Genomic DNA, 3,668 nt, shown 5'->3' on the forward strand with positions numbered 1-3,668 from the left:
GACTCCATGAACCTCTAATTACAGGTTGTTCTTTAAGATTAGTTCCTGAGGATACCACAAGGTTGTCAAAATAAGGTTTCACTATTTGTGATATGGACGTAATTTTTTCAATGCCTGCATTAAGGTTTTCAGATGAAGCTGCAAAGCCTGTAGGCATGCTTAAGATTAGTAATATTAAGAGCAAGTTTATTTTCAGTATTCTTGGCATGTAATCCCTTGCAAATTTAAATTTATTTGCTTCTCAACTTTATTCAATATGATAAAAAATTTAACTATTCGGCCTATATGAAACTACTTCATTCATTATCGTCTTAAATTTAAATGAGCGAATCTATATGAACGAATTTTTTAAACTGATGCCTATTGACTGTTCTCTTTTTTCCCAATGTGGTAGCAAGATTTTTCATTTCACCTGACTCAGCATCAATCGACTGATCTTTAAATGTAAAAAGATAGGCTTCCTATCTGAAATTAAAGTTTTATTCCGGTAGCATCAAAAAATGCATCTTCCAATGAGAGAGAGTTTTCTATAAGTTTGAAAACCTGGCCTCCACTTTCAACAATTAACCTGTTGATTTCCGGTTTGACATCTTTCCTGGAGTTTACGAAAATTTCAAGAATATGTTCGGCTTTCAATTCGGTTTTTACGACAAACTCCATATTCTCGATTAAAGAAATCATCTCAGAAGAGAGATTGTAGACCCCAATCGTAATAACCCCATTTGACTCAAGGTGACGGATTTTTTCAATTGTGCTTTCAGCTATAAGTTTGCCTTTATTCAGAATTCCTACATGGGTACACATTTCCTGTATTTCCAGTAGGTTATGGGATGAAAGAAATATTGTGATTCCTTCGTTATTGCACTCACGAAGAATTTGCCGGATTTGTCGGATCCCAACAGGGTCAAGGCCATTTGTAGGTTCGTCAAGAATCAGTACTTTTGGATCATTCAAAAGAGCTTGTGCAATCCCTAATCGTGTTTTCATACCATGGGAAAAATAGCCCACCCTTTTGAACATTTCATTACCAAGCCCAACCTGGTCCAATAAAACCCTGGATTGCTCCAGGCTTTCTTTTTTGCTCAGACCTTTTAATCTGCCGTAATAGACCATGTGGCTTAAGGCTGTCCGTTCGTCGTAAAAACCGGAATCCTGGGGAACCAGACCCAGAATCTGTTTAATCTTTCCTGAGTCGGAAGACAAATCCATACCATCAACAAAAATCTGTCCTTGCGTAGGTGTTGAAAGTCCTGACAGCAATTTTATTGTAGTTGTTTTTCCGGCACCATTCTGGCCCAAAAAGCCGTAAATACTTCCTTTTTCTACATTCAAGGAAAGATTTTCCAGAACAAAGCGAAAGCCATATTTTTTGTACAGGCTTTTGGTAGAAATAGCCACGGTAATTATAAATCCCTCCGTTTAATGGCCAGCAAACTCATAGACAAAAAGACCAGCATGTACAGGAACATTGACAACAGGCTTTCAAAGACCGTGAGATATCCAGCTCCAACTGGGAAGCCTTTCATGAACTCCATATTTTTAACACCATAAAAGAAGGGAGTGAGATATTTTAGATAGTTATCCTGTCCCTGTAAAAAGAAAAATATCAAAATTCCAAGAAAGACCGCAGACATTGTAAATGAAATTTTGTTATTTACGGATAGTGTCGAAATGAATAAAAAAATACTTATGAAGCAGCCCAAATAAAGGCTTGAAAAAATCCAGAACAAAACGATATTTTTGAGCTGAAAGGCATTACCCTCAGAATACTGATATATCAAGCTTATAAGTGCAATTCCAGTGGAAACAGAGATAAATACTAGAAACAAAAAGAAAAACTTTCCTAAAATGAAAGATGATCTATGAACCTTGGAGATAATGTATCTTACTGATCCCGTTTCGATTTCACTGCTTACGATATCAAAAGATGTTATCAAAATAATAAAAGGTCCGATAGACAATACCACTATATACGAAATCAAAGAATATGGAATGCCCTCGGAAATTGGAAATAAAAAGGATATATAAGTACTATAGTGCATTGCTAGGAAACAAAGAAATACAAAAATTCCACCAAAGAACCATACATATTTACTTTTTGAACCTTTGAAAGTTTCATCTTCCCCAATTATCTGTATTTCCGAGAAATTCATAATCCTTCATCCTCTTTATTCCTACTCAGGTTGGAGGCAACAAATGCCCCAAAGGATCCAATTATTGAATAGAAAAAGACCATAATAAGCAAAAAGCCAACAAGAGCAGATAAAGCTATACCACCATATTGTAGCGCAATCTTTCCATCGGAAGTAAGCAAAAATACTAAAATCCAGCCAATAAGGTTATACGTAAATATTGAAAAAAAAGCATATTTCTCCGAGTCTTTGCCTATAATTTTACCAATTAGTGTACCTACAATAAGCGCACCTATAATTCCTCCGTATGTTTGATCAAGCTCTAAATATTCAAAAAATCCGAATAATACAAGCCCAATCACTATTCCTATAAGCAATGAATTCCTAGTTTTCATAATATCACATTTCAAAAAATATTCTAATTTCAAAACCAGCAAGAGACGTCTATTAAAAAATTCTAAGCGGACTATGTCATATGAAATATGTTATCTGATCCCTGTACACATCTTCAGTGCCTTCCGCATAAATTTCACCTCTCCAATCACGGAGATTTTGCGTACTCTACAAAACAGTAATAACTTCCTCATGGAACAGTAATTGTAGACACAGTACTATAGCGACTCTCTCCATGCGCAATAGCAATCTCAACACTTACCAGGAGAAACGCAACAAGAGTACATATTTCTAAGTGTTCTCTTGTTGTCATTTCTTTTTACCCCGTGATTTAACTCCAGAGGCAGGATTAAGTAAACCTTAAATCTTTTCAAAGATAAATTAATTAAGCCTCTGCATTTGGATTTCAAATTGGTTTTTCAGGGAAAATTTGAACTCCATAATTCACTACTAACACACTCTATATAAAATACAAAGTTTTTAGCCAGATCATTAAACTATCAAATCTGATGTTTAACCTCTCTCATTTTCTCAATAGTTAATAATTAATACGAAAAATCGTTGATATCCTGGAATATAAATAATGTCCTGAACTGAAAGAACGTGCCATATTAAATATTTTGATTTTTGTTTATAACCGGCCTTTCACAGATGTTTTGAAGGAAATAACATTTTTTTTGGTATTGTTTTTAGATATTTGCTCAACTAGTTGCAATTCCTCAAAAAAGTTAGGCAAACAAAAACCAATTGCAGAAATAAAGCTATACCCATATTGCGAGAGGTTTCAGGAAACAAATATTGGATAACTATAGGTTAAGTAAAAGACGAGGTTTAATTATCTTCATTATTTTCAATCTTCATTATTCTTCATTTATTTGAGTCTGTTTCTAGGTGTTTTATCCTGAAGTAAACCCATTTTTAAAAGATCTTAAACATGTTTTTCAATTGCATCCCTATAAACAGGGTTTATACTGTATATTGTACTCTTTCCCAGCTTATTTTCTTTAATAAGGCCTGACTCATTCAATTGCTTCATATACCTGGTAATTGCACTTTTGGAAACTCCTGTTATTCGGGCAAGGTCTCCATTGGTGTTGCATTCTTCCTTTAATATTTTCAGAACTATTTTCCGGGTCATCTCAT

General features: G+C 34.5%; 5 protein-coding genes and 1 pseudogene. All 6 read right to left on the reverse strand.

Features of this window, described 5'->3' with window-relative positions:
• A pseudogene (locus ASJ81_RS22155) lies at positions 1-208 on the reverse strand (TolB family protein); the annotation flags it as partial.
• 263 nt (positions 209-471) lie between these two features.
• Positions 472-1,398 carry an ABC transporter ATP-binding protein gene (locus ASJ81_RS09985; RefSeq protein ID WP_245860017.1) on the reverse strand — a complete coding sequence of 309 codons (927 nt, stop codon included), beginning with the start codon at positions 1,396-1,398 and terminating at the stop codon, positions 472-474.
• A gap of 5 nt (positions 1,399-1,403) precedes the next feature.
• Positions 1,404-2,153 (reverse strand): ABC transporter permease, encoded by a 750-nt coding sequence (locus tag ASJ81_RS09990; protein WP_095644337.1) that lies wholly within the window; start codon positions 2,151-2,153, stop codon positions 1,404-1,406.
• A complete protein-coding gene (locus tag ASJ81_RS09995) occupies positions 2,150-2,527 on the reverse strand; it encodes a hypothetical protein (protein ID WP_095644338.1) in 378 nt (125 codons plus the stop codon). The genes ASJ81_RS09990 and ASJ81_RS09995 overlap by 4 nt, the downstream gene beginning before the upstream one ends.
• 188 nt (positions 2,528-2,715) lie before the next feature.
• Positions 2,716-2,838, reverse strand: coding sequence for a hypothetical protein (locus ASJ81_RS24200; protein WP_275112550.1), 123 nt, complete (start codon positions 2,836-2,838; stop codon positions 2,716-2,718).
• 615 nt (positions 2,839-3,453) lie between these two features.
• Positions 3,454-3,668, reverse strand: a 215-nt coding sequence (locus ASJ81_RS10000) for an ArsR family transcriptional regulator (protein ID WP_141241658.1), incomplete at its 5' end; no start/stop codon positions are given.

Origin of the sequence: Methanosarcina spelaei, from assembly GCF_002287235.1 — an archaeon.
In the GTDB taxonomy this organism is placed as follows: domain Archaea; phylum Halobacteriota; class Methanosarcinia; order Methanosarcinales; family Methanosarcinaceae; genus Methanosarcina; species Methanosarcina spelaei.

Coding starts and splice junctions, on each gene's coding strand:
- ASJ81_RS09990 (WP_095644337.1), bottom strand. CDS start 2,153: ATGAATTTCTCGGAAATACAGATAATTGGGGAAGATGAAACTTTCAAA.
- ASJ81_RS24200 (WP_275112550.1), bottom strand. CDS start 2,838: ATGACAACAAGAGAACACTTAGAAATATGTACTCTTGTTGCGTTTCTC.
- ASJ81_RS09995 (WP_095644338.1), bottom strand. CDS start 2,527: ATGAAAACTAGGAATTCATTGCTTATAGGAATAGTGATTGGGCTTGTA.